Genomic DNA, 18,483 nt, shown 5'->3' with positions numbered 1-18,483 from the left:
TCCTTCATAAGGCTATGCAGCCATTTTCAGAGAAGCTGACGAAGACCGTCTGAACGGAATGTACACAAGTGCAGGGCTGTCATTGTTTTTAAATGTGAGGATATCAGGCAATGCCTTCAGCAGCGGCGCAGGATCCTGAAACTGCAGTGACGTATACATCAAATCCGACAGCCATTCCCTCTCCACCTCATCCCAATACGACTCTGCTTCGCCCTTTTCTTTGGATAACCGCTTTTTCGCTCTGAATACAGCTGATTTGACGGACGTTTCTGATGTTCCAAGAAGCTCCGCGAGTTCATTCGCCTGATAGTGAAAGACTTCCTTCAGCAAAAAGAGAACCGCCTGCTTTGGCGTGCATTTTGCCAGAAGATGCTCAAGCAAGCTCCGCCGTTCAATCATCTGATTCGCATGATCCGCACCGCCCATTTCAGGAAGCTCACACGGAGTCTCTTTCTTGCGCTTTCTGACCACATCTATCCAGTGATGATAAGCCATTTTATTTAACAATGCAGAGCTTAAGGCATTCTGATCATAGGTCAAGTACGCCTTCAGCATCACTTCCTGGGCTGCATCCTCACCGTCATATTTATCCTGGGTCAAGAACCGGCAGTATTGCTGCAGCTTCCTGTACAGCTCCTTCATATTGGGATGTTCCTGCTTCTTTTCCTGATTAGTTGACAGCCTGTTGCCTTGCATGCTCTCACTCCTTTTTGCCTCTCTGCTTTATAAACGGATGAAAACGGATAAAAAGATACGGGGTATGATACTTTTTATTTTATACAATTGCGCCTGGATATGACCAGAAACAGAAAAATTGGTAATTTCAAGAATGTATGATATGGCATGAAATAGGCAGAGAATTATGGTAAGCTTGCCGTATCTTTTAGGAGAGGGAGTTTTTGCATGCTGCTGCAGGCGCTGTTAATCTTTATTCTGCAACTGATTTTCGTACCGGTTTTAACGATGCGGACCATCCTTTTGGTAAAAAATCAAACGAAATCAGCCGCCGGTGTAGGATTGCTTGAAGCAATCATTTACATCATCAGTTTAGGAATTGTTTTTCAGGATCTATCAAACTTCTATAACATCAGTGCCTATGTACTCGGGTTCAGCATTGGGCTGCTGCTCGGCGGCATGCTTGAAAAGAAGCTTGCGATCGGCTACATCACGTACCAGGTAAACATACCGGAAAAAAACACTGAGCTAGTTACTGACTTAAGAAATGCCGGTTTTGGCGTGACGGTTTTCGAAGGACAGGGAATGAATTCTGTCCGCTATCGTCTTGACATTGTATCCAAGAGATCACGTGAAGAAGAGCTTCAGGAAATCATCCACTTGAGGGAGCCTTCAGCCTTTATGATGTCTTATGAAATCCGTTCATTTAAGGGCGGTTACTTAACAAAGTCGATGAAAAAAAGACAGAGTATGAAAAAAAATAAACAGGTAAAACAGGAAGGCCACTCTATATAAGGAGCGGCCTTTTTTCTATTCATGCATATTTAACGGAACATGCAATAGCTTGTAATAAGGACATCAAACAGGAGGGATCTTTCATGTGGGTGATCACCCTTTTTCTGAAAGAATCGGTCAAAATGTATGAATTCAGTACAGAAGAAGAAGCGAGGGATGCATTTAAGCGTTTGAAAGGATGCAAGTTTTTATCTGAGATTGTTTATTTTAATGATCCTTGCTTCTCATAGAAAAAGGAAGATCTCAGGGGGGCCGCTTGCGGCCTTTTTTCGTTGTTAAGGTACTTATAAAGAGTAAAAGGCGGAAGCGCCTAAATCCTCTGTCAGAACAAATCCGTCAAAAAAGGCGGGACCCGGACTTTTGCGTCGAATTCTTATCTGCCTATCGGAGCGGGCCTTGGCGCTTTCGCTTTTGTTCTTGTCCTAAAAATATGTCGTACAGGCCCTTTTTCAGGAATAGGATGACATATAGAGAGTGTATAGGAGGCTGTTAAATGACCGTTTTTCTGACGTACATCCTTCTTGGAGTTTCGCTAGCGGCACCTGTTGGCCCTGTGAATGCTGCTCAGCTGAACCGCGGAATTAAAAAAGGATTTTTTCATGCGTGGGTGTTTGGAATAGGAGCTTTGTCAGCTGATATTTTGTACATGCTCCTTGTTTTTTTAGGTGTGTCTCAGCTGATTGAAAATTCTTTCGTGCAGGTGTTTCTTTGGTTATTTGGTTTTTTTGTCCTTATGTATACAGGGGTAGAGGGTTTAAAAGGCGCCGGGGAAATACATATTGATAACCGGAAAGATGCAGGAGACTCCCTTTTCGGCTCTTTTTCTTCCGGTTTTATCATGTCCATTTCAAATCCGCTTACGGTGATGTTCTGGCTGGGCATTTTCGGGTCTGTTCTTGCGAAAACGGCCTCGGCATCGAGCGTTCAGGATTTAATCGGCTATAGTGCGGCCATCATTCTCGGCATTTTGCTTTGGGATTTTGCCATGGCCCTTGCTTCAAGCTTTGCGAGGCGCTTTCTGCATTCTAAACTGCTTATTCTGATTTCCATCCTGTCTTCTGTGTCGATGATCGGCTTTGGCGTTTATTTTGGCTGGCATGCGATGATTGTGCTGTTTTTCTGAGTTTTTGTATGAGGCATCTTTTGCCTGTACAGACTAGAAAGAGCAAATCAGCAGGAGGAATGGTCATGGAACAATCTGAAATGAATCAAATGCAGGAATTGGTCAAGCAGGCGCGTGAAGCTGTCATTCACGCTCAGATGAATTTTAATCCGGAAGAATATCAAAAAGCGTTTAAAGCACTGACTCTGGCAAAAGAGCATGTGAACGCTTCCAGGGCACATGAGGAAGACTCGCCGGACCTTCTGCATGCAAGCGAGCATTTGATGCATTTAAACGAAACGCTGACTGCCCTTCAAAGCACGAATTCTTTCTAAGGAGCGCTGTATCTATGAATCCGTCTAAAATAAGCTGCCATACTGAGTACGAAGTAATGGAAAGCGTCGTGTTGTGCAAACCCCAATTTATGAGAATCCATCATGTCATCAATGAAACACAGCGGCGCTACCATAAGGAAAATATTCATGTAGAAACGGCGATTGCCCAGCATACGGCGTTTATGAATGTACTTAAGGAAAATGGCATTGAAGTGCACCATCTGCCCCCAAAAAAAGAATTTCCGGAACAGGTTTTCACAAGAGACATTGGTTTTACAATCGGGGATACCATTTTCATCTCAGCCATGAGCATGCCGGTCAGGCAGGGAGAAGAACAGATTTTAAAGGACTGGCTGAAAAATCATGATCTTCCCTTCATTGATCTTACAGAAGACCAGACTGAAGGCGGAGATGTCATCATCCATCAAAAGACCGTTTACATAGGCATCAGCGAACGGACAACTGAGCATGCGATTGAACATATTCAGGCCGGGATTCCTGATTATACGATCATCCCGATCCCAATTAAGCAGGAAATTCTGCATTTGGACTGTATTTTCAATATCCTGTCACCGACTGAAGCCCTTATCCACAAAAAAGGAATGGAAGAAGCAGAATACAAACTGCTGAAATCACATTTTGACCTGATTGAAGTATCAGAGGAAGAGCAATTTGCCATGGGCGCAAATGTTCTATCGATCGGCCATAAAAAAGTCATCAGTCTTCCTCAGAATACAGGCGTCAATGGCGAACTGAAAAAACGGGGATATGACGTGATTGAAGTTGATTTCAGTGAGATTATTAAATCAGGCGGGTCGTTCAGGTGCTGCACCATGCCTTTAAGCCGGAGAACTGAAGCATGAGGAAAAGCCAGGGAATATCCCTGGCTTTTTCATGTGAAAATGCTGATGATTGCAAGCATCATCCCAAGTCCGCCTATAAACGCATAGGTCGAATACCGTTCATTTCCGTCCCCGTGGCTCTCAGGAATAAGCTCTTTATAGACAATAAAGAGCATGGCACCTGCCGCAAACGATAAACCGTAAGGAATTAAATCATCAATATAGTTCGTCAGTGAGTAGCCAAGGAGAGCTGCTGCAATTTCGATGCTGCCTGTTAAAGCAGCAAACAAAAAGGCTTTTAGTTTAGACATGTTCTGGTTCACAAGATAAAGAGCAACAAGCAGACCTTCCGGGGCATTCTGCAGGCCAATCGCAAGGGCAATGATTCCTCCAAGCCCTCCGGAATCACCGGCGTAGCTGACTCCAACAGAAAGTCCTTCAGGAATATTGTGAAGCGTAAGGGCGGAAACAATTAAAAACGTCTTTTTATCAAGATTAGGCATATAACTGAGATTTTCACGTTCGGGATGGCTGTGCGGGATGTATTTTTCCATGCGGTCAAGCACAAATGTACCAATTAAAAGGCCTGTTAAGACAACCCATACATTTGATTTGACAAGCGCTTCCGGTATCAGACTGAAGCTGCATGCGGTCACCATAATGCCTGCTGTAAAGGCAAGCAGCATATCCCTGAACTTATGAGAGAGACGGTTAAAAAGCAATATGGGCAGAGCACCGAGAGCAGTGGCAAACGCAGAGATGGAACTGCCGATTATCATATCCAGCAAGAGATCACCTTCCTGCTTAAATGTATTCACGACACTATGGTATGTATGATTGTTTAAAATTGCCCCCTCCTGTTTTTTCGCCTCATACATAATTGCCCCCCCATATTCGAACAATACCACTGTATAGGAGGGATTGTATGAGCAGCTGTACACCAGCAGGCAAAAACAAAAGCCCGGCTAAAGGTGATCTTGCATGGTGGCAATTATCCCTGATCGGCATCGGCTGCACGATCGGCACAGGGTATTTCCTTGGATCCGGCATCGGGGTTAAAATCACCGGGCCATCGATTGTCCTTTCGTTTCTTTTGGCAGCACTCGGTACATATATCGTCTTTAACGTACTGGCAAAAATGACAGCAGCCGATCCACAGACAGGCAGTTTCTGCTACTATGCAGGAAAAGCGTTCGGCAAGTGGGCGGCCTTCAGCTGCGGCTGGAATTACTGGGCTTCAAACATTCTGATCATGGGCAGTCAGCTCACGGCCCTCTCGATTCTTTCGCAGTTCTGGTTTCCGCATGTCCCGCTGTGGCTCTTTGCCACCGGTTATGCCATATTGTCCATCCTTGTCGTGCTGACCGGAACAAAAGGGTTTGATAAGACGGAAAATCTGTTTGCCGTGATTAAGTTTGCGGCCATCCTCATGTTCATTGTGCTTGCCGTGGCGGCGATCGCTGGAATGCTTTCAAGTTCAAAGGAACCAGTGGTCCGGAGTGGACTTCCCCAGCTTTTCACTGGAGGACTTTCAGGTTTTTGGGCCTCACTCACCTACGCATTTTATGCATATGGAGGAATTGAAGTCATTGGACTTATGGCCATGCAGCTGAAAAAGAAAGAAGATGCACCTAAATCCGGAACAGTGATGCTGATCTGTCTTGCGGCTGTTTATGTTGCATCTCTTGCGCTTGCCGTTCTCATCGTTTCTGCAGATGTGTTCCACGAAAATGAAAGTCCTTTTGTCACTGCCCTTTCAGCTTACAATCTGCCTTTTTTCCCTCATGTTTTTAACGGGGCCATTATTATTGCAGGCTTTTCTGCCATGACGGCATCTTTGTTCGGCGTAACCAACCTTCTTGTCATTTTGGCGGATGATGGCGACGCACCGGCCTTTTTTTCCAAAAAGAGCAGGAAATTAAAAGACCTGCCGCTGCCTTCTCTTGGACTTGCCGTCATCGGTCTGATTGCTTCTATTATTACGGCACTGCTATTGCCCGGGAAAATTTATGAGTATATTACAACGGCAGCAGGCATTCTGCTTTTATACAACTGGTTCTTCATTGTGATCTCGTCGCTTAAGCTGCTGAAACAATCCGTACTCATGAAGATTGCCTCCTGGACCGGCCTTGTGCTGATTGTGTTTGCTGTCAGCGGAACCCTGCTTGATCATGAAGTAAGACCGGGATTTTATGTAAGCCTGCTTTTTGTAATGATCATAGCAATCGTCTGTCTGTTTATGAAGAAAAAATGGAAAGTGAAAAAGACAACGCCTAAATATTTTTAAGGAAGGTGCGAAAGATGGCAAATGCCAAAAAAGAGCAGGCAACAACCGAGGATGCAGTCCTGCTGATGTTCCTCTCGCTTGCAGAGAATGACGGGATTGAAATGAATGTCACACTGAATGTACAGGGCACACTGGTTTCGGGGGTATTAATCGGTTCCAGGGCTTATTACGACGGAATTACAGAATCCGCTCATGATCTCCGCGATGACACAATGTCACGCATTATCGGAAAGCGGTTTGAAGATTTAAAAGATGAATATGTGAAACAAAAACAAGAGCAGGGTGATAAAAAAGCAGACGAACAGGAACCTCCTGCTTATATCCACCTGAGAAATGCAAGATATCAGCATACGCAGCCGGCCCATCCGGCATGGTGGCGGGGGAAAGTTTCATCAGTTGATGCTTTTTCTTTTGATTCATTAATTTAAGAACCCGAAATTGGGTTCTTTTTTCATGAGAAAAAGCACCCTGTTTCGGGATGCTTTTTAGAAGAATTTCGGCTTTAGCGGTTTAGGCTTGGCTTTAAAGTTTTTAAAAACAAAGATCAAAAGCAGAATACCTGCACAGCCTGCTGCGATAAAGGAAATCGTTAAGTAATTTTTCATAACAGCCGTCATGATCGGCGGGCCGGCTGCTACTCCTATAAACCTTGCTGAGCTGTAAAAAGAAGAAATCGTTCCCCTCTCTTCTTTTTCAATGTTTTCTGTTACCATCGCATCCAGGGTTGGCAGCATCGCGCCAATCGCGAGGCCGGCGATGCTGGTCACGAGAAACAGCAATAACCATTCATCTTTCACAAAGCCGACAAATGCCGTACTAATCGATAAAATGACCAGGCAGAGCATCGTAATCGTTCTCATCACTTTCACATTTCCTTTAATCGTTTTCCCTGTAACATACGCTGAGATGCAAAGGACAAGCAGCGGGATAGCAAGCATAAATCCTTTTTTAATCCCAGTCACACCGTACTCTTTTTCCAGATAATCGGACAAAAAGTACAAGATGGAAAACAGAATAAGCATGATAAAAGCACCGAGCATAAAAACCAGATACAGCCATTTTCCTTCTTTTTTAAACGTTTTTCTCGTTTTTGACAGGAACTCGCTGAAAGCAGGCGGTGTTTCTGTCTTTTTCGGCACCTTCACGAAAAAAAAGACCAAAACAATGGAAATCAGGCTGAAAAAAGAGATTGAAAAGAATGGAACAAACCACAGAATTGATGCAAAAAATGAACCGATGATTGGACTCAGAACTTTGCCGAATGTATTTGATGTTTCAATAATTCCAAGACATGAGCTTGTCTTTTCGTCATCATTTTTATATAAGTCACCGACAAGCGGCAAGATGATTGGCGACGCACCCGCTGCCCCTATACCCTGCAGTACCCTGCCGACAATGATCAGCAGATAGGGATCCGGCAGTTTCCAGGAGGCAAACCCGGCAATAAGCCCCCCAATCATGGCAATGATCAAACTTGGTATGATTACTGCTTTTCTTCCTGCCCGGTCTGAAAGATACCCTGCAATCGGAATGAGGATGATGGAAGCGATGGAATAGCTTGTGATAACCATACTGGACTGAAAAGAGGTAATGCCCACCTCTTTTTCAAAAACCGGCAAAACGGGGATCAGCATGGAATTTCCAAGGGTCATGACCAAAGGGATGGAAGCCATGCTGATTAAGCACCAAATACTTACCTTCTTACATTGTTCAGCCATAGCCGCACCTCATATCAGAATATACGCTGCAAAATGCTTTTTAAAATGACTGTATTAGTGTTTCCTTTTGATGATGAATTATGTGCTGTGAATGGTTTGCCCCATCCTGGAGCAATCTAATATCGAACGAACGATGCGGAGGTGTCAAATATGAAAAAACAGCCATCAGAAGAGCTTGCAGGAAGACAGTTTGAGGTTTCTGACTATGAAGGAAAATCCCAACTTGAAAAAGGCCTTGCAGAGACGCACGAACAAGTGAGCGATGATTACTACGAAGGTACAATTGATCAGGAAGACAGTAAAAAATAAAAACCAGACGGAACTTCCGTCTGGTTTTTATCATGCTATTGCTGCTTTTCTGCGAAGAAGGAAATAGGATCCTGCACCCGCAGCAACCGCTGCAGCTCCGATCAGTATCAGCAGATAGTGATTGGTTGCAGTCGCCGGCAGTGAACTTCCGCCTGATTGATTATCAGACTTGGCTGGAACTGCTGCTTCCTGCTCATCTTCCTTTTTCTCTGAAGCGGAAGGCTTTTTTGGTTCGTTCTTTTTCGGATCAGCCGGTTTCACTTCAGGTTTTTCCGGCTTGTTTGGCTTTGGAGCAGGCGGTGCCGGATCTTTAGGGCCATTTGTCTTTTCATCGCTTACTTTAATAACAACCGCAGTCAGAGGTTCTATGGTAATTGAATCTTTTTTCAGCTTAAAGCCTGATTCTTTCTTAACCTTTTCTGCTCCTGCCTCGTCGTTATCTGCGACAACGGTTCCTTTCCGAAGATCTTCAGAAAGCGTCAGTGTTCTTTCTTTTGAGTCTGCATTGACAAACACAGAGTACTCTTCTTTTTTGTCCGACGAGACAGCTTTGTATCCGATCATCAAATCAGAAGCCTGTATCTCGGGAGCTTCAATCATCGTAACGTTAGAATCAACAAGCTCTTTGCTGCCGAGTCTGAAGGCATCAGTTGATTTTCTAAGTTCAATGAGACCTACTGTGTATTCGCGGGTTGTACTGTTAATCGGATACGCACCCGCATCTGTTGCTTTAGTCCAGTCAAATTTGTTAATGGCATCAGACGAGTCATAGGAATCATGAATGAAGTAGCCGAAAGATTTTCCTGTCTCATCCTTGAGTTCATGGAATTTCTGCTCAGGCATTCCCTCACCAAGCCACTGCTTTGTCCGTCCATATTCCTGTCCTGCATGAAGGAAGGCTGTTCCCTGAGAAGTGAGGATCATCGCATTTCCAAGACGGATTCTGTCATGGATTTCCTGGTTGTTCTCAGGAACCGCAGGATCTTTTTTGATGGATTGAGCGATAACGTCATACAATGGAAGATTGTCATGCGCTTCAATATATTGCACCATGTCGCCGGGATCGTCAGCCGGAGTATTCGTTGGCTGGCCTTTGATGTTTTTCAAAATGAGGTCAATGCTTCTCGCGCCGCCTGTAAGGAATCGCGGTTCACCTTCAGAACCGAATCCCGATTTCAGCTCATTTCGGATCTCATCAGAGAAAACGCCGACATCATTTGTTTTGTTCATCCAGTCCTGGTCTGCCCCCTTGCCTGCAAGCGCAGGATCTGAAAGCTGTCCTCCGAATGTTCTCCAGCCTTCTCCAATGAAAAGGGCATCCTTATTGATATCGGCAGCTGCATTGTAGGCATTTTGAATGGAATCATAAGTGGCATCCCCCATCATGTCAAAACGCATGCCGTCAATCTTATACTCTTCAAACCAGTATTTAACCGAATCAATCATCAATTTTTCGGCCATGTAATGGTTTGTCGCGAGGTTATTGCCAAACCCGCCGATGAAATTGCCGTTTGCATCCTGAAACGCGTAGTAATTCGGAACAATGTCATTCAGCATGCTTGCTTTGGCCATGTGCGTGTATACAACATCAAGCACAACACCCATGCCTGCGTCATGAACAGCATCAATCAAGCCTTTCAGCTCTTTAATTCTAAGCTCCGGATCTGCCGCATTTTTTGAATAAGCTCCGTCCGGTGAAAAATAGCTGTGAGGGTCATAGCCCCAGTTGTACTCGTTATTTGCTGCAGAATATTCCATTTCCCTCTGTCTCATGTTCGTTTCATCGCCGTAGTACCAGGCCATCACTGGGAGAAGCTGAACGTGCGTTACACCAAGTGATTTAATGTACTCAAGCTTGTCTTTAAACGCATCGTACGTTCCCCACTCTGACGTCAAATCACCTTCAATGGAAGGATCAGATGTGAAATCTCTGACGTGAATTTCCCAGATGACTGCATCTTCTTTCTTTTCATAGCCGTCAATCTTTGCAAAATCAAGTCCTGCAGGATCTGTGCCTGCAAGGTCAATGATGGCCGCTTTACCAACAAGATCCCCGTCAGGTCCTGCTTCACCTTTCGTGTTGACCGTAAAAGGCGCCATTGATTTCGCGTATGGATCAAGAACTTTCTTCATTTCTCCGCCGTTTGTTACCTCATACTGATAGTAGTATCCTTTTAAGTCACTGATTCCAAGGTCGCCAGGTTTAGCTTCAACAGACCAGACTCCTTTTTCCCCCATCGTCAAATCAAGTTTCCCGAGTTCTTTAGCTGAATCGCTTTTATCATAAAAAACAGCTGTCACTTTGCTTGCTTTAGGAGCCCAAAGCTTCAAAACAGCATTCCCGCCGCTGTAAGCTGCTCCAAGGTCATCGCCTTCATAGGAATAAAGCTCATCAATCATTCTCCAGCCTCTTGTGGCCGTCACGGTCTTTGTTCCGTATGTAACCGTATAGGCATCGCCGCTCAGCTCACTGGCAACGGTCACTTCAACCGTTGAAGGAGACGTGATTTTAGCGCTTTGAACCGTCACTTCAGCCCCGGTTTCATCTTTTACTTTTATAGAAGAGAGCAGCTCTTCCTCCGTTAATCCTTCCGTTCTTGTTAAACCAAGAAGCAGTTTTTGGCTCGATGTGATTTCAGCGCTTATAATCGCCACTGGATTTTCCCACTGGGATGATGTGTACACTGTATCATCTGCATTTTTGATCCAAAGATGATTATAATCTTCAAGCATCGTAAACACTTTATCGCCGCCGGTTTTCTCCCCCGTCACCCGGTTTACAACAAGAAATCCTAATTTTTTTGCACCTTCTTTGACTTTTACATCAATATAGCGGCCATGTTCATCTGTTTGCTCATCCGTAAACGGGACAGCATCCTTCGGCCATTCTTTCGGTGCTTCCGCAACGTCTTCCCATAACCATAATCCGAGATCCTTGTAGTTCTTATCATCCTTTACATAATGAATCCGAACTGTGTTCTCAGGAAGATCCGGATCCTTTTCAGCAGCTTTTGCAGCAGGCAGCTGCAATGCCGGGAATATCATTCCCATCAATAAAACAAAAACCAATGCACTTTTTACCCATTTCGGCATTTCCCAACCCCCATTTTGAATAGCTTGTCCTCTATAAAACGATGAATCTGCGCAGGTGCGCAAACGTTTCCATAAAGCGTTTACATATTTAATTAAAAGGAATATGTCATCCGGTGTCAACGTTTTTTTGAATTTTTCAGATATTTTAACAGCCAGACTCTTTAATGTGGAAAGAAACGTTTACGAACTCTTTCATTATGGTATTTAATTGAAGTGGAAAGCTCTTGAAGTTCAAGGAGCCGGCCGCGAAAAAAGTCCAGAAAGGAAATCTGTTTTTATGAAGAATTTTATTTTTCCATGCTTTTTCCTCCTTTTTTTCACAGCCGGCTGCACTGCGGCACCACAGGAGAAAAAAACGCAGGAAGAGATTCTCAGTGTAATTAATGAAGATATCGCGGACATCTCTGCTAATGAAGTGAAAGCAAATCAGATTCTGGGGTCGGTATCAGGAGCGAACTACCGAAACGATCAGGAGCTCTATGACGTACTTGTTCAGCAAGTCATACCAACCTTTAATCAGGCGGTAGACGATGCAGAAGCACTTGATCCCAAATCAGATGAGCTTGATCAGCAGCTGAAGGAAATGACCGATGCCTTAAAGATTTACCAGAAAGCCCTGCTGCTTGAAAAAGAAGCACTGGAAAAGCAGGACGAACAGTTAATGAAAAAGTCCAACCAACTTGGGCTTGACTATCAGACTGCTATAAAAAAGTATCATGAAGGGATGGAAAAGCTTACTGAAAAGTATGGCATCAGCTACGAACCAACTCGAATGAACGCGAAATAGCACTTAATGCTTTCAGCAGTTTTTTTGAAGCATTTTCTGTTTTTGTGGAATTTCATTCAACGCTTGTTGCATGCTAAACTGGTTACAAACAGATCCGGAGGATTCAGTATGATCAAACCAGAACTCGCAGAAAGCATCATTTCAGAAATGAATCACCTTATCCATGAGGAATTAATCGTTGCCGATATATCCGGCACGATTATTGCCAGTACGGATAAGAGCAGAATCGGCGCTTTTCATGAAGGGGCGTTTATCTGTATAAGGGAAAAACACACGCGGGTGATAACAGAAGAAGATCAAAACACACTTAAAGGCGTTAAAGCTGGCATCAATCTTCCTGTCTTTTTCCAGCATCAGATTGCCGGTGTCATCGGCATTACCGGTGATCCCGAACGAGTATCACCATACGGGGAAATCCTGAGAAGAATGACGGAGCTTTTGATGAATGAACGCTATTATTCCGAGCAGGTTGAATGGCGTGCGCGTGCACTTGAAGCTTTCGTCTTTGACTGGGTTCAAAAGTCAGACTGGACAGAGGAATTTATCAGCCAGGCGGAATTGCTCGGGGTCGATCTGACACTAGAAAGACAGGTTCTTATCGGTCACTGCTCAAGCGAAATAGAAGGACTGATCAGCCAACAAACTTTGAATGATCTTATGCAGACTTTCACACGTGAAACAGCTGATGTCTTTGTCCGATGGGGAAACGACCGGTTCGTCATTCTCCTTTCGGGAATTAAGAAAAAAGAGCGGATACACCATTTCGCCGGACAAATCCGTGATTACCTCAAAAACCGGTACGGGCTCGATTTGTCAATCGGAATAGGACAGCCTGCATCCCCTCAGCATGTTCACCTCTCGTTTCAGCAGGCAGACCGTGCTTTAAACACAGCGAAAAAAACAAAAGAGATTGTGTTTGATGACGACCTGCGCCTGGAAATGCTACTCAAAGATATTAAAAAGGAAACAAAAAAAGACTTTGTCAGAAGAACGATCCGTTCAATGGAACATGAGAGAGAACTTATCGATACACTTCAAACATTCATACGGCAAAATCAATCCTTTAAGGCTGCAGCCGACGTTCTTCATATTCACATCAATACTCTTCACTACAGAATGAAACGGATTGAGGAACTTACAGGATTGAATCCCCGCCATACACATGACATGACGATCTTATATCTAGCTCTTCTCTTTTTAGATGAACAGCCAAAAAAAGAATAAATATACCGCAAATATTTGGAGGATTAACCATAGTTAATCCTCTTTCTCTTTTTTATGATGAAAGTAATCATTCTTTCAAGTAAAAAGGAGGTCTGTTTCATGATAACCGAACAGATAAAAACAAGGCTTCAAGCTATTGCAGGAGCAGAAAATTACGATGATTCACAAGCAGGCAGACTCGTCTATTCCTACGATGCCACCCCCCAGTTTCAATCCCTTCCTGACGCTGTAATCGCTCCAAGAACTGTTCAGGAAACAGCGCAAATCGTAAAACTTTGCAACGAAAACGGCATTCCGATTGTCCCTAGAGGCTCAGGTACCAACCTTTGTGCGGGAACGTGCCCGACAGAAGGAGGAATTGTCCTGCTGTTTAAACATATGAACCGGATTCTTGAAATCGATGAAGAAAACCTTACGGCTACTGTAGAGCCCGGTGTCATCACCCTGGATCTGATACATGCCGTCGAGGAAAAGGGCCTGTTCTATCCGCCTGATCCAAGCTCGATGAAAATCTCGACCATCGGGGGAAATATCAATGAAAACTCCGGAGGACTGCGCGGTCTCAAGTATGGCGTAACACGTGATTATGTAATGGGACTCGAAATTGTCCTTGCAAACGGGGACATCATCCAAACTGGCGGAAAGCTTGCGAAGGATGTCGCAGGCTATGATTTGACACGGCTTTTCGTCGGATCGGAAGGAACGCTTGGCATTGTGACAAAAGCCATTCTTAAACTCATTCCCATGCCTGAGGATAAAATGACGATGCTCGCGCTCTATCAGGACTTGGAAGCGGCTGCGAAATCGGTGTCCAAAATCATTGCCAACAAAATCATTCCGACAACACTTGAATTCCTGGATCAGCCTACTTTGAAAGTCGTGGAGGATTTTGCAAAAATCGGACTGCCTACTGACGTAAAAGCCGTCCTTTTAATCGAGCAGGACGGTCCCATTGATGTCGTGAAAAGAGATATGCTGAAAATGGCTGCTATTTGCGAAGAAGAACATGCGGTTTCCGTAAGAGTCGCGGAATCAGAAGAAGAAGCAGACGGACTCCGGACAGCCCGCCGCTCTGCCCTTTCCGCTCTAGCACGGCTGAAGCCGACAACGATCCTTGAGGATGCAACCGTCCCCCGCTCGGAAATCGCCAAAATGGTTGTGGCCACTAATGAAATTGCTGAAAAATACAATCTGAACATCTGCACATTCGGTCATGCAGGTGACGGTAACCTCCATCCTACCTGCTTAACCGATGTAAGGAATCATGAAGAAATTGAACGTGTGGAAAAAGCGTTTGAGGAAATTTTTATCAAAGCCATTGAACTCGGCGGGACAATCACAGGAGAACACGGAGTCGGGGTCATGAAAGCTCCTTACCTTGAACTGAAGGCAGGAAAAGAAGGAATTGCCGCGATGAAAGCCATTAAACATTCCTTCGATCCAAATAACATTATGAACCCGGGAAAAATGTTTGCAAAAGACTCAAGAAAACGGGTGGTGGTCTCAAGATGACAACGGTAAAAGAGCGCGAAACGATCCAGCAGCAGTTTCAAGAGCGGATGAATGAAGATGAGCTTCTGAACTGCATGCGCTGCGGATTCTGTCTGCCGAGCTGTCCGACCTATATCGAGTCCGGCTTTCAGGAATCCCATTCCCCAAGAGGACGGATTGCCCTGATGAAAGCAGTAGTGGACGGCCTGATCGAGCCTGATGAGGACGTTGAAAAATCACTGAACATGTGCCTCGGGTGCAGAGCATGCGAGCCGGTCTGCCCGTCAGGTGTAAATTACGGGCACTTGCTTGAAGAGGCGCGGGACATCATTAACCAGAATAAAAAACACTCGCTGCCTGTGCGGACGGTCCGCAAAGCCGTATTTGACGGCCTTTTCCCACATCAGGAACGCATGCGTACGTTAACAGGATTAATTGGATTTTATCAGCGTTCAGGCCTTCAGAAAGCCGTTCGTTCCACTGGAATGATGAAGCTTTTACCCGACAGTCTGTCTTCAATGGAAAAAGTGCTGCCGGAAATTCCAACACGAAAAGAATTGAAGAACCGGCCAACGTACCTTCCTGCCAAACCGGAAAAACGAAAGCGCGTCGCCTTTTTCTCAGGCTGTCTCATGGACACAATGTTTATGAAAACAAATGATGCCACCATGAAGCTTCTCCAGCTCTCAGGCTGTGAAATTGTCATCCCGGAAAATCAGGCCTGCTGCGGGGCCCTGCATGGCCACAGCGGAGAAAAAGACGCGGCCAAAGACCTTGCAAAGAGGAATATCAAAGCCTTTGAAGACCTGCAAGTTGACTACATCATCACAAATGCAGGAGGCTGCGGCGCCTTTTTGCTCGACTATGACCACCTGCTGAAGGACGACGCAGAATGGTCAGAACGCGCAAAAGACTTCTCCGGCAAACTGAAGGACTTTACAAGCATTCTGGCCGAACTTGAATTTTATAAAATGAAACTGAAGCTGCCGCATCAGGTCGTCACCTATCAGGATTCCTGCCACTTGCGGAATGTCATGAAAACATCAAGCGAACCGCGCAGGCTGCTTAAGGCCATCGCCAACATTGACTACCGCGAAATGAAAAACGCGGACAGCTGCTGCGGTTCTGCGGGCATCTACAACATCGTTGAATCGGAGATGTCCATGCAGATTCTGGACACTAAAATGAAGAACGCCAAAGCAACCGGTGCAGTAACCATCGTTACCGCTAACCCCGGCTGCCTGCTCCAAATGAAACTCGGCATCGAGCGTGAAGGGATGTCTGACAAAGTGAGAGCCGTTCACATTGCCGACTTGCTGCTTGAAGCAGCAGAAGGTCATTCATCTATTTAAGATGATTGCACATAAAATGCCTGTACCGCTAATGGTACAGGCATTTTTATTATGTTGCAGGCAGTCCGCCCTTGTGTTCATCGCGAATCTCCCCAACAATTTCCTCAAGGATATCTTCCATGGTGACAAGGCCGGCAGTTTTCCCCTGCTTATTCGTGACAATCGCCATGTGCACATGTGTTTCCTGCATTTTTAGCAGGACTTCTTTTAACAGAGCATGCTCTGAAAAGCGTGGCATTTCGTGAATGTAATCCTCGAGCTTTACTTCTCTTCCCGCAGCTGCACTTGTTAGGATTTCTTTCGTGTTGATAAATCCTGAAATCCTGTCCGTGTTTCCATGTTCCGCCACCGGATAACGGGTATAATCATGTTTGTCATGCAATTGAACAAGTCCCGGCAACTGCTCATTCGGATTAACCACAGCAATTTTCGCTGCCGGAATCATCACGTCTTTTAAAAACCGCTCATCAAAAGCAAAAATGTTCTTTAAATAAGCAAGTTCGGTCTGATTGATTTCTCCGCTTTCATAGCTTTGTGTCACAATCATTTTCAGCTCTTCTTCCGAATGCACAGTATCATGCCCCGCCGGCTTAACACCCAGTATGCGGAGAAGAAACTGCGCTGCACCGTTGAGAATGCTTATAAAAGGGTTCATTACTTTACCGAACCAGTATAGACCAGGGGCAAGCAGCAAGGTCATTTTTTCCGCGAACTGAATCGCAAGCGTCTTTGGAGCAAGCTCCCCCAGAACAACGTGCAAAAAAGTAACAAGAGATAATGCAATGGCATAAGAAAGCACTGTTGAAACGGCTTCAGGCACATCAAACCTTTCAAAAACCGGGTGCAGTATTCTTTCTACAGTCGGTTCTCCCAAAGCTCCAAGTACAAGTGCCGTAATCGTAATTCCAAGCTGGCAGGCTGACAGATAATAGTCTAAGTCCTGCGCAACCTTTTTTGCCAAAATTGCTTTTTTATTTCCTTCTGCAATCAGCTGGTCAATTCTTGACATTCTCACTTTGAGAATAGCAAACTCAGCACCGACGAAAAACGCCGTTAATCCGATAAATACGGCAACTAAAAATAAGTTTAATACAATTATTCCGTCCAATTTGTTCCCCCGCCTGAGGGGTTCACCTCCAACATATCGCTTCTGTCCTGCTGATCACGAAGCGCATATTGCTGCAACTCAACCTGCTTAATCTGGAAGTTCTCCATTTTAAGAACGGTCCACAGATGATCGTCCTGTTTAATCTGATCGCCTTCCTGAACGGTTTCAAGTTTCTGATGCTGGATCCATCCGCCAATCGTGTCAATATCCTCAACGTCATTGAAAACTAGCCCGAAACGGTCTTCCAGTTCCACGAGAAGAACTCTTCCGTTAATGACATACGTATTTTCATTTGTCTGGATCATATCCGCCATTTCATCTTCGTCAAACTCATCACGGATTTCACCGACAATTTCCTCAAGCACATCCTCCATTGTCAGGATTCCTGAGGTTCCGCCGTACTCATCAATGACAAGTGCCATGTGGACCCGTTCCTGCTGCATTTTCAAAAGCACATCCTGAATCTTCGTTCCTTCCATTACAATCGGAATATCGCGGACGCACTGCTGAAGCTTATGATCTCTGCCGGCTGCAAGATGGTTCAGCATTTTCTTCACATTGACCATTCCGACAACTCTATCCTTGTCGTTATTCTCTACTACAGGATATCTTGAGTAGTTGTGCTCGTCTAGAATTTCAATAATTTCAGCTCGCTGCATGTCTTTATCAAGGACGACAATATCCGTTCTCGGAACCATGATGTCCTTTGCGACACGCTCATCAAAAGAAAAGACGTTTTCCATGTATTCAAGCTCTGTCTCATCAAGCTCCCCTCCCTGGAAGCTCTGAGCCATAATAATTTTCAGTTCTTCTTCGGAATAAGCCTGCTCATGGCCTGCCGGCTTCACTCCGAAAGCACCGAGCAGAGCGCGGGAAGTGCCGTTTAACGCCCATATGAACGGGTACATCACTTTACCAAACCAATAAAGCGGTGCAGACAGCAGCATCGTTGCTTTTTCTGAGAATTGGATGGCAAGTGTTTTAGGGGCCATTTCCCCGACAACCACATGCAGAAATGTTACTAAAAGAAAAGCAATTGCATAAGAGGCAATGGAAGCAGTCGACTCCGAAACATTCAGCATATCAAACACAGGATATAAAAGACCTTCGACCGCCGGTTTCCCGAGTGCCCCAAGGCCAAGAGCCGTTACAGTGATACCGAGCTGACAGGCTGAAAGATAGTAATCAAGGTCATGTGCCACCTTTTTGGCAACAACGGCTTTTTTACTGCCTTCTGCAATTAATTGATCAATTCTTGACATTCGGATTTTTACAACCGCAAATTCTGCTGCAACGAAAAAGGCGGTAGCCCCGATCAGCAAAGCAAGCAGAAACAGATTCATAAGCGTGATAATGTCCAATAGT

Annotated in this window: 17 protein-coding genes and 1 pseudogene; 12 read left to right on the top strand and 6 right to left on the bottom strand. The window is 44.9% G+C overall.

Annotation, left to right across the window (positions count from 1 at the left end):
- Positions 1 to 12: 12 nt before the first annotated feature.
- Positions 13 to 696: a sigma-70 family RNA polymerase sigma factor gene (locus ACTSEZ_RS02055; protein ID WP_369732509.1), complete on the bottom strand. Its 684-nt coding sequence runs from the start codon at positions 694 to 696 to the stop codon at positions 13 to 15.
- A gap of 210 nt (positions 697 to 906) precedes the next feature.
- Between ACTSEZ_RS02055 and ACTSEZ_RS02050 the strand changes: the two genes are divergently transcribed.
- From ACTSEZ_RS02050 to ACTSEZ_RS02030, 5 genes are all read left to right on the top strand, one after another.
- Entirely contained in the window at positions 907 to 1,470 is a 564-nt protein-coding gene (locus tag ACTSEZ_RS02050; RefSeq protein ID WP_369733062.1) for a DUF2179 domain-containing protein, read from the top strand.
- 83 nt (positions 1,471 to 1,553) lie between these two features.
- Positions 1,554 to 1,700, top strand: coding sequence for a hypothetical protein (locus ACTSEZ_RS02045; protein WP_369732508.1), 147 nt, complete (start codon positions 1,554 to 1,556; stop codon positions 1,698 to 1,700).
- Between the two features lie 263 nt (positions 1,701 to 1,963).
- The gene (locus ACTSEZ_RS02040) at positions 1,964 to 2,593 is read left to right on the top strand and encodes a LysE family transporter (protein ID WP_369732507.1); all 630 of its coding nucleotides are present in this window, start codon (positions 1,964 to 1,966) and stop codon (positions 2,591 to 2,593) included.
- Between the two features lie 65 nt (positions 2,594 to 2,658).
- Entirely contained in the window at positions 2,659 to 2,907 is a 249-nt protein-coding gene (locus ACTSEZ_RS02035) for a hypothetical protein (RefSeq protein ID WP_369732506.1), read from the top strand.
- Positions 2,908 to 2,921: 14 nt separating this feature from the next.
- Complete coding sequence (locus ACTSEZ_RS02030) at positions 2,922 to 3,770, top strand: dimethylarginine dimethylaminohydrolase family protein (RefSeq protein WP_369732505.1); 849 nt, start codon at positions 2,922 to 2,924, stop codon at positions 3,768 to 3,770.
- 29 nt (positions 3,771 to 3,799) lie between these two features.
- On the opposite strand, the gene ACTSEZ_RS02025 is transcribed toward ACTSEZ_RS02030, so the two are convergent.
- Positions 3,800 to 4,528 carry a ZIP family metal transporter gene (locus tag ACTSEZ_RS02025; RefSeq protein ID WP_369733061.1) on the bottom strand — a complete coding sequence of 243 codons (729 nt, stop codon included), beginning with the start codon at positions 4,526 to 4,528 and terminating at the stop codon, positions 3,800 to 3,802.
- Positions 4,529 to 4,674: 146 nt separating this feature from the next.
- Here ACTSEZ_RS02025 and ACTSEZ_RS02020 point away from each other — a divergent pair, with 146 nt between their 5' ends.
- Together ACTSEZ_RS02020 and ACTSEZ_RS02015 are read left to right on the top strand one after the other, a co-directional pair.
- A complete protein-coding gene (locus tag ACTSEZ_RS02020) occupies positions 4,675 to 6,036 on the top strand; it encodes an amino acid permease (RefSeq protein ID WP_369732504.1) in 1,362 nt (453 codons plus the stop codon).
- Positions 6,037 to 6,050: 14 nt separating this feature from the next.
- Positions 6,051 to 6,464, top strand: coding sequence for a GvpU-like protein (locus tag ACTSEZ_RS02015; protein WP_369732503.1), 414 nt, complete (start codon positions 6,051 to 6,053; stop codon positions 6,462 to 6,464).
- 57 nt (positions 6,465 to 6,521) lie between these two features.
- Here ACTSEZ_RS02015 and ACTSEZ_RS02010 read toward each other — a convergent pair whose 3' ends face one another.
- A complete protein-coding gene (locus ACTSEZ_RS02010) occupies positions 6,522 to 7,754 on the bottom strand; it encodes an MFS transporter (protein ID WP_369732502.1) in 1,233 nt (410 codons plus the stop codon).
- A 138-nt stretch (positions 7,755 to 7,892) separates the two neighbouring features.
- On the opposite strand from ACTSEZ_RS02010, the pseudogene ACTSEZ_RS02005 reads away from it, so the two are divergent.
- A pseudogene (locus tag ACTSEZ_RS02005) lies at positions 7,893 to 8,063 on the top strand (YozQ family protein); the annotation flags it as partial.
- Between the two features lie 30 nt (positions 8,064 to 8,093).
- On the opposite strand, the gene ACTSEZ_RS02000 reads toward ACTSEZ_RS02005, so the two are convergent.
- Complete coding sequence (locus tag ACTSEZ_RS02000; protein ID WP_369732501.1) at positions 8,094 to 11,156, bottom strand: pullulanase; 3,063 nt, start codon at positions 11,154 to 11,156, stop codon at positions 8,094 to 8,096.
- Between the two features lie 277 nt (positions 11,157 to 11,433).
- Here ACTSEZ_RS02000 and ACTSEZ_RS01995 point away from each other — a divergent pair, with 277 nt between their 5' ends.
- The 4 genes from ACTSEZ_RS01995 to ACTSEZ_RS01980 all read left to right on the top strand — a co-directional run bounded on the left by ACTSEZ_RS01995 (position 11,434) and on the right by ACTSEZ_RS01980 (position 16,010).
- On the top strand, positions 11,434 to 11,943 hold the full coding sequence (locus ACTSEZ_RS01995) for a hypothetical protein (protein WP_369732500.1): 510 nt from the start codon (positions 11,434 to 11,436) through the stop codon (positions 11,941 to 11,943).
- 108 nt (positions 11,944 to 12,051) lie between these two features.
- On the top strand, positions 12,052 to 13,167 hold the full coding sequence (locus tag ACTSEZ_RS01990) for a CdaR family transcriptional regulator (protein WP_369732499.1): 1,116 nt from the start codon (positions 12,052 to 12,054) through the stop codon (positions 13,165 to 13,167).
- A 99-nt stretch (positions 13,168 to 13,266) separates the two neighbouring features.
- Positions 13,267 to 14,679, top strand: a complete 1,413-nt coding sequence (glcD, locus tag ACTSEZ_RS01985; RefSeq protein WP_369732498.1) for a glycolate oxidase subunit GlcD — start codon at positions 13,267 to 13,269, stop codon at positions 14,677 to 14,679.
- A complete protein-coding gene (locus tag ACTSEZ_RS01980; RefSeq protein ID WP_369732497.1) occupies positions 14,676 to 16,010 on the top strand; it encodes a (Fe-S)-binding protein in 1,335 nt (444 codons plus the stop codon). The genes glcD and ACTSEZ_RS01980 overlap by 4 nt, the downstream gene beginning before the upstream one ends.
- 49 nt (positions 16,011 to 16,059) lie before the next feature.
- On the opposite strand, the gene ACTSEZ_RS01975 is transcribed toward ACTSEZ_RS01980, so the two are convergent.
- Both ACTSEZ_RS01975 and ACTSEZ_RS01970 read right to left on the bottom strand, forming a co-directional pair.
- The gene (locus ACTSEZ_RS01975; RefSeq protein WP_369732496.1) at positions 16,060 to 17,118 is read right to left on the bottom strand and encodes a hemolysin family protein; all 1,059 of its coding nucleotides are present in this window, start codon (positions 17,116 to 17,118) and stop codon (positions 16,060 to 16,062) included.
- Positions 17,106 to 18,479: a hemolysin family protein gene (locus ACTSEZ_RS01970; RefSeq protein ID WP_369732495.1), complete on the bottom strand. Its 1,374-nt coding sequence runs from the start codon at positions 18,477 to 18,479 to the stop codon at positions 17,106 to 17,108. Before ACTSEZ_RS01970 ends, ACTSEZ_RS01975 begins: the two co-directional genes overlap by 13 nt.
- Positions 18,480 to 18,483 lie beyond the last annotated feature (4 nt).

It is taken from the genome of Metabacillus mesotrionivorans, from assembly GCF_052171315.1.
Classification (GTDB): Bacteria; Bacillota; Bacilli; order Bacillales; family Bacillaceae; genus Bacillus_P.
This window is presented reverse-complemented; position numbering and strand designations above follow the sequence as displayed.